This is a genomic window from Clostridium thermobutyricum DSM 4928 (genome assembly GCF_002050515.1).
Lineage (GTDB): Bacteria > Bacillota > Clostridia > Clostridiales > Clostridiaceae > Clostridium > Clostridium thermobutyricum.
Map to the genome: position 1 here is coordinate 1 of NZ_LTAY01000079.1, position 6,754 is coordinate 6,754.

Here is a 6,754-nt window from a genome sequence, read left to right on the forward strand (position 1 = left end):
CAGCGTTCGTCCTGAGCCAGGATCAAACTCTCAATAAAAAGTTTAATCTTTCAGCTCTTAAAACTTACTTATAAAAGAATTGCTGGTTTAAGTTTGCTTATATATTATTCTGTTCAATTTTCAAAGACCATTTTTTTGTATCGCTTCTAGCGACTCATTCATCTTATCATCTTCAAATCTTATTGTCAATATTTTTTTAATATTTTTAAGATTTGACAGATTCGCTTGAACTTTCGTTCCTTACGACGTTTTTTATATTATCATCTAATAATCTTTATGTCAACACTTTTTAATATATTTTTTCATGTTTTTTATTGTTTATGAATATAATACAGAAAAACAATTCTATATTTAAGGAGTTTTATGAGAAATTTACTTGATACACATATAATAAAAAACTTAATATCAACTTTTATAAAAAATAATGATAAAGAAAATAATATATATTTTTTAAATTACAAAACAGGTTTACTTGATTTATTCAATTCCAGAATAAATTTTAATATAAAATGGTATAAAAAAAACGCTTTATTTTTTAGGAATTCATATTCAATAGATTTTAAAAAAATATATTTTTCTAGAAATATTGCTTTTGTTTTTATTAATCTTAAAACACTTTATAATATAAATAACTTTAATGATAATTCTATTGATATATCTAAGTTTTGTTTTATATTATCTAAAATTTCTAAATATAATTGGATCATTGATTTTATAGTTTCATATGAAGTTTATCCAGATATCTATAAAAAAATAGAAAATAATAATTACGATTATGAAGCCTTAATTCAAAATAATATGAATTTAATCTCTCATTATAAAATTTTATTAGACAATATAAATACTTTTTCACTTAAATCATTTAATAATCAATTCAATAATGAATTTACAAGAAATTTAAGACCATTTAATAAGAAAAAATGTATAGAATATGCTCAAAAATATGCTTTGAATTATAATAAAGAATTCAAATCTTTTGATAACTCTGGAGGCGATTGTACAAATTTCGTTTCACAAGCTATATGGTATGGCGGTATAAAACAAACTAAAACTTGGAAACCTTATACAAATCCTTGGCTTAGAGTAAATGAACTTAGAAATTACTTAATTTATAATAATATAGCTAGAGAATATTCAGATATTAATAAAAATAGCTCTGGTTCTATAGTCCAGTTTTATCATAAGGATAGAAAAACTTGGACACATTCTGGAATAATAACTTACGTATCAAATAATGATATTCTATATTGCTGTCATAGTTATGATAAATTAAATTTTCCACTAAGTATTGCGTATCCAAGTATATATCCTAAAATTCGTATTATCACTCCTTATTAATTTTAAAAAAACCTTTTAAGCTTTCAATTATTGAAGGCTTTTTTTCTTTATCTTTTATATGATTTACCAATGTAATTATTGGCTTTATTTGATTCATTGTATCTTCATAGCCCATCTTAATTCTTCCTTCAGAATTCTCTTTTGTAAATTCTAAAGCTCCATCTATAAACCCCTCTTCTATATAACTTGGTATTATTTCTAATATTTGAGCATTAGGATATAACTTTCTATCAACCCTAAATTCTCTCACTAATCCTATTACTATTATTAAATCACAATTTTCATAATAAACAGGATCTATAGGAACATTATCAGTTATCCCCCCATCAACATATTCTATACCATCTATATTTTCACTTTGAAATATCATAGGAATTGCAGAACTTGCATGTAATATTTTTTTTATTTTTTCATCACTTTCGCCATTTAACAAAAAATACCTTGCCTTTATTTTTGGTATTTCTGTGCATGATACATAAATTTTATTTTTACAATCTCTTATTTTACTTAAATCTATATTTTCATCTATTATACTGTCCAGTCCATTACTTGATATATTTCCTCCTTCTATTGCTTTTGGAACATATTTCTTTATAAAATCAATATTTTTTGATCCAACATTAACTAATATACTTCTTTTTATTAAGTTTAAAGTATCAGTTGGCAAAATTTTTTCTTTTGATACATTACACCATATTTCTTTTCCAAGTTTTATATTATCCTGAACATAAATAGCCGCATTTAAAGCTCCAATTGATGCCCCTGATATGACTTTGATATGTTTATCTATTCCTATTTCATTCAAAGCTTCAAATACTCCTATTTGATATGCTCCTCTAGCACCACCGCCACCTAGTACCAATCCTATTTTCAAGATTCTCACCTATTTCTTAAATATTATTTAATTTATAATATTATCTATTATCTTGTTTAGTTAATAAAAATTATAAATTGCATAAAAATAGAGCTATTATTAGCTTTTAAAAAGTTAATAATAGCTACTATTTATATAAATTATTTCTTCTGTTTTATTGATTCAAGAATAATTAATGCTGTATCTTCAATAGCTCTTTGCGTAACATCAATTGTTTTGCATCCTAATCTCTTTATTATTCTATCAGCAAAATCAAATTCTTCTAAAACTCTAGCATCACTTGCATATTCTACATTAGATGGCATTCTATGAAATTTATCTAATCTTTTTTTTCTTATTTCTATTAATCTAAAAGGATCAATTGTTAAGCCAAATATCTTTTTTCTATCTACTTTATATATCTCTTCTGGAACTCCTACCTCTGGCATTAAAGGAATATTAATTGCCTTTATTCCTTTATTAGCTAAATACATACATAATGGCGTTTTAGATGTTCTTGAAAGACCAACTAAAACTACATCAGCATTCTTTAAACCTCTATAATCTTTACTATCATCATATTGCATAGCAAATTCCATAGCCTCTATTCTCTTAAAATATTCTTCATCAGTAGCCCACATAGCTCCTGGATTATAATTTGGAACCTTATTAAGCTTCATTGAAGCAATATTAAGGATAGGTCCTAAAACATTTATTACTGAAACATTATTTTCTAAGCCAACTTGGGTTAAATATTCTCTTATTTGGACATTAATTATAGTAGATACTACAATTGATGATTTAACTTCCTTAGCTGCTTCTATTACATCATTAGCATCTTCAATTGTTTTTATATATGGAATCCTTTTAACCTCAACTCCTTCATTAAATTGACTAGCAGCTGCAAGTGCAACTTGATTAGAAGTTTCTCCTATTGAATCAGAAACCGCAAAAATAGTTAACATTCTAAACACCCCTTCAATTGCTATTATTTGTTAAATAATAATTATATTATCTCATATGTAAAGTAATATTAACAATAGTTAAATTTTGAAAAATATGCTAAACTAATTATCATATATATTTAAAAAGGAGGAAATAATGAAAACTAAAAAATTTCTCACTATAGGAATTTTGCCTTTAATGTGGATAGCTTATTTTATATTTGAATTAATAAGTGGTAGAATTACAAATTCTGAAATTTTTATAGGAAATGTATTTTTAACTTTGCTATTTGCACTAGTAGGCATTTTTATTTATAACTTTACTAAAAAACATGAATACGGATTAAATACTAAGACTTTATATCTATTATTTTTTATTTTATTAATTTTAGATCAAGGAGTTAAATTAATAATAAAACTATTCTTCTTTAAGGATTACTATGGATTCTTTGATGAATTTTTATCATTTAATCCTATTATAAATACAAAAGGCTCCTGGTTAAATGCAAGATTTGGTGTAGGAATAAGCTTTCCTACATTAATAGTTTTAAATCTTATAGCTTTATTTTTATTTTTAGAAGTTTATAGATACTATAGGTCAAAAGATAACAGAGATATTTATAGTGATTTGTCTATAATATTTGTATTTACTGGAGCATTATGTTCTCTTATTGATAAAGTTTTTTATGGTGGTAGCCTTGATTTTATTGGAGTTGGAGATTTATTTATTGCTGATTTAAAAGATATATATATAAATTTAGGAATATTTTTTCTAATTTTATGTTTATATAATTCCGGATTTTTCCAAGAAGAGGATAATACTAGTTTAAAAGATGATGCCAAAAATTTAAAAAACTTTGCAATATTTATTAAAGATGACGTAAAGAGTGGATTTAAAAAAAATAGTACTACTTAAATTATATATTTTTTATATTTATAATAATTATAATAAAAACTTTATAAAATAAATGGCTTATGAAATATTTTCATAAGCCATTTATTTATTTAAATATATCAAATTCAAATAAAATAAAAAAGAGATTATGAAATCATAATCTCAGTATATAAATGCTAAGCAAGTTCCTATATTAGAATTACATTTAGTAATTCTGGTGGCTCACCGGGGAATCGAACCCCGGACACCATGATTAAAAGTCATGTGCTCTACCGACTGAGCTAGTGAACCATATTAGAATAAGATTTGTACACCCTAATGTAAAAGTAAATTTGGTGGCTCACCGGGGAATCGAACCCCGGACACCATGATTAAAAGTCATGTGCTCTACCGACTGAGCTAGTGAACCATTACCTAGCAATTTCCTACTCTCCCACACAGTCTCCCATGCAGTACCATCGGCGTTATAGAGCTTAACTTTCCTGTTCGGAATGGGAAGGAGTGTTTCCTCTATGCCATCATCACTAGATTGTTTTACTTTTTGTTTTGGTGCTTGCCAGCCCCTCAACAATTATTTATTATATAGACTATACATAACAATGTCAACAACTTTTTTTATTTTTTTTATTTAAAATAAAAAGAAAACTCTTAATCCCTGTATTTATACGAGTTTTCTTTTTATTATTTTATCTATTTTCTAACTTTTCGACATATTCTTTTATTACATTTATTGAGTTTTTGAAATTATTTTCTTCCTCTTCATTTAAATGTATTTCAACAACTTCTTTTACTCCATTAGAATTTAATATTGCTGGTACTCCTGCAAATACACCATTAACTCCATATTCCCCTTCTAAAAAAGTAGAAACTGGAATTATTCTATTTTCATTATTTAAAATTGCTTTTATTATTCCTACAGTTGCAGTTGCAATAGCATAATAAGTTGTTCCTTTTCTTTTATATACTTCCCATCCTGCTTCTGCTGTATCTTTAACTAATTCTTTTAAATCAACATTTGGAAATCTATCTTTATTATCTTCTAAAACTTTTAAAAATGATTTTCCTCCTACTGTTATATGTGACCATGGTACTATTTGAGAATCCCCATGTTCTCCCATAGAATATCCTTGAACAGATCTTGGGTCTACATCTACAAGTTCTCCTATAAAGTTTTTAAGTCTTGCTGTATCTATAGATGTTCCTGTACTTAAAACATGACTTTTTGGAAGTCCTGAAAGTTTATATACATAGTAAGCAATTATATCAGCTGGATTTGAAACAATTATAAAAAATCCTTTAAATCCACTTTCCATTATTGGATTAACAATTGATTTAACTATATCTGCTGTCATTCCTAATGTATCTAGTCTAGTTTGCCCTGGTTTTGGTGGAGCTCCAGCAGTTATCACAACTACATCAACATCTCCATATTCACTATAATCAGCAGCTTTAACCTTAACATTTCTATTTAAATATTCAATTGAATGATTTAAATCCATTGCCTCTCCAATAGCTCTCTCTTTATTTATATCAGTCATTAAAACTTCATCACATACTCCTTGTGTTACAAGACTAAATGCAGTACTTGATCCAACTAATCCTGTTCCTACAATCGCCACTTTTGTATTTTTTATTGTCATTAAATTCACACTCCTATCATTTGTATGCTAATTTTATTATAGCATTCTTTTAAACTTAGAATAAATTAATTAGTATTAAAAAAATATATACCATTTATTTCATATTAGTTTATATTTAAATTTTATAACTTACACTTTTATTAAAAAAATCATAAGCATTTCCAATATATTGGATTAATGCTACAATTATACTAATTTTGCTATTAAATTTGAAAGAAGTCTTTATGAAAATGAATAGTCTGCTTCTAGAAGCCTTTTAATTTTGTATATTTCCTGAATATTAGCTAAACTTATATATATGTTCCTTTCTTCCAATCATTATTAGACGAAGTAGGTGTATATATATTCTAGAATTTATAAAATATTTATATGTGCTTATTTTGTAGCAACAACGTGATGTCAACCTACTATTGATAAAGCAGTTTCTGAATTCTACATATTAAATAATACTTATGATATTAAGACCTGGATTATTTATTCTTATGACTTTAACACAAATTCAAAATATAATAAACTAAATATTAAATAAATTTAGATTAATGATAATTTCTTTTCTCTTAGGTATTCTTATAAATATAATATTAAGTATGTATTAAATCAATTAATATTTATGTAGTTTTAATAGCAAATGCTTTTTTATATTTAAATTCGTAAATAATAAATTATATTAGTATATATAAAACTTTAAATCATAATCCTTTAAAATTAATAGGTTTATCATAAGAAGACACAAAAATATTGAAATTATAAAACAAAAGAGTCAGTAATATTTACTGACTCTTCTAAGTTCTCACTTGGCAACTTCCTACTCTCCCACACAGTCTCCCATGCAGTACCATCGGCGTTATAGAGCTTAACTTTCCTGTTCGGAATGGGAAGGAGTGTACCCTCTATGCCATCATCACCAAATTATCAGATGTTCTCTGAAAATTGCACATCAAATTCTGTTGATATTTTTATTGGTCAAGCCCTCGATCTATTAGTATTAGTCAGCTGAACATGTTACCATGCTTACACCCCTAACCTATCAACCTTGTGTTCTTCAAGGGATCTTACTAGCTTACGCTATGGGAAATCTAATCTT

The 6,754-nt window shown here is 26.0% G+C and carries 5 protein-coding genes, 2 tRNA genes and 3 rRNA genes; 2 read left to right on the top strand and 8 right to left on the bottom strand.

Annotation, left to right across the window (positions count from 1 at the left end; all coding sequences use genetic code 11):
• Positions 1-363: 363 nt before the first annotated feature.
• Positions 364-1,338: an amidase domain-containing protein gene (locus CLTHE_RS13440; RefSeq protein WP_080023908.1), complete on the top strand. Its 975-nt coding sequence runs from the start codon at positions 364-366 to the stop codon at positions 1,336-1,338.
• Here CLTHE_RS13440 and CLTHE_RS13445 read toward each other — a convergent pair.
• Together CLTHE_RS13445 and CLTHE_RS13450 are read right to left on the bottom strand one after the other, a co-directional pair.
• The gene (locus CLTHE_RS13445; RefSeq protein WP_080023909.1) at positions 1,325-2,212 is read right to left on the bottom strand and encodes a patatin-like phospholipase family protein; all 888 of its coding nucleotides are present in this window, start codon (positions 2,210-2,212) and stop codon (positions 1,325-1,327) included. The two genes, CLTHE_RS13440 and CLTHE_RS13445, sit on opposite strands and share 14 nt — an antisense overlap.
• Positions 2,213-2,352: 140 nt before the next feature.
• Positions 2,353-3,156, bottom strand: a complete 804-nt coding sequence (locus tag CLTHE_RS13450; RefSeq protein ID WP_080023910.1) for a pyruvate, water dikinase regulatory protein — start codon at positions 3,154-3,156, stop codon at positions 2,353-2,355.
• Between the two features lie 136 nt (positions 3,157-3,292).
• On the opposite strand from CLTHE_RS13450, the gene CLTHE_RS13455 reads away from it, so the two are divergent.
• The gene (locus CLTHE_RS13455; protein WP_080023911.1) at positions 3,293-4,051 is read left to right on the top strand and encodes a signal peptidase II; all 759 of its coding nucleotides are present in this window, start codon (positions 3,293-3,295) and stop codon (positions 4,049-4,051) included.
• Positions 4,052-4,245: 194 nt separating this feature from the next.
• Here the strand turns inward: CLTHE_RS13455 and CLTHE_RS13460 are convergent.
• From CLTHE_RS13460 to CLTHE_RS13485, 6 genes are all read right to left on the bottom strand, one after another.
• Positions 4,246-4,321, bottom strand: a tRNA-Lys gene (locus CLTHE_RS13460).
• A gap of 42 nt (positions 4,322-4,363) precedes the next feature.
• Positions 4,364-4,439 (bottom strand) — tRNA-Lys (locus CLTHE_RS13465).
• A gap of 3 nt (positions 4,440-4,442) precedes the next feature.
• Positions 4,443-4,559 (bottom strand): 5S ribosomal RNA (gene rrf, locus CLTHE_RS13470).
• A gap of 157 nt (positions 4,560-4,716) precedes the next feature.
• Entirely contained in the window at positions 4,717-5,670 is a 954-nt protein-coding gene (locus CLTHE_RS13475; protein ID WP_080023912.1) for an L-lactate dehydrogenase, read from the bottom strand.
• Between the two features lie 792 nt (positions 5,671-6,462).
• Positions 6,463-6,579, bottom strand: a 5S ribosomal RNA gene (gene rrf, locus CLTHE_RS13480).
• Between the two features lie 50 nt (positions 6,580-6,629).
• Positions 6,630-6,754, bottom strand: a 23S ribosomal RNA gene (locus CLTHE_RS13485); the annotation flags it as partial.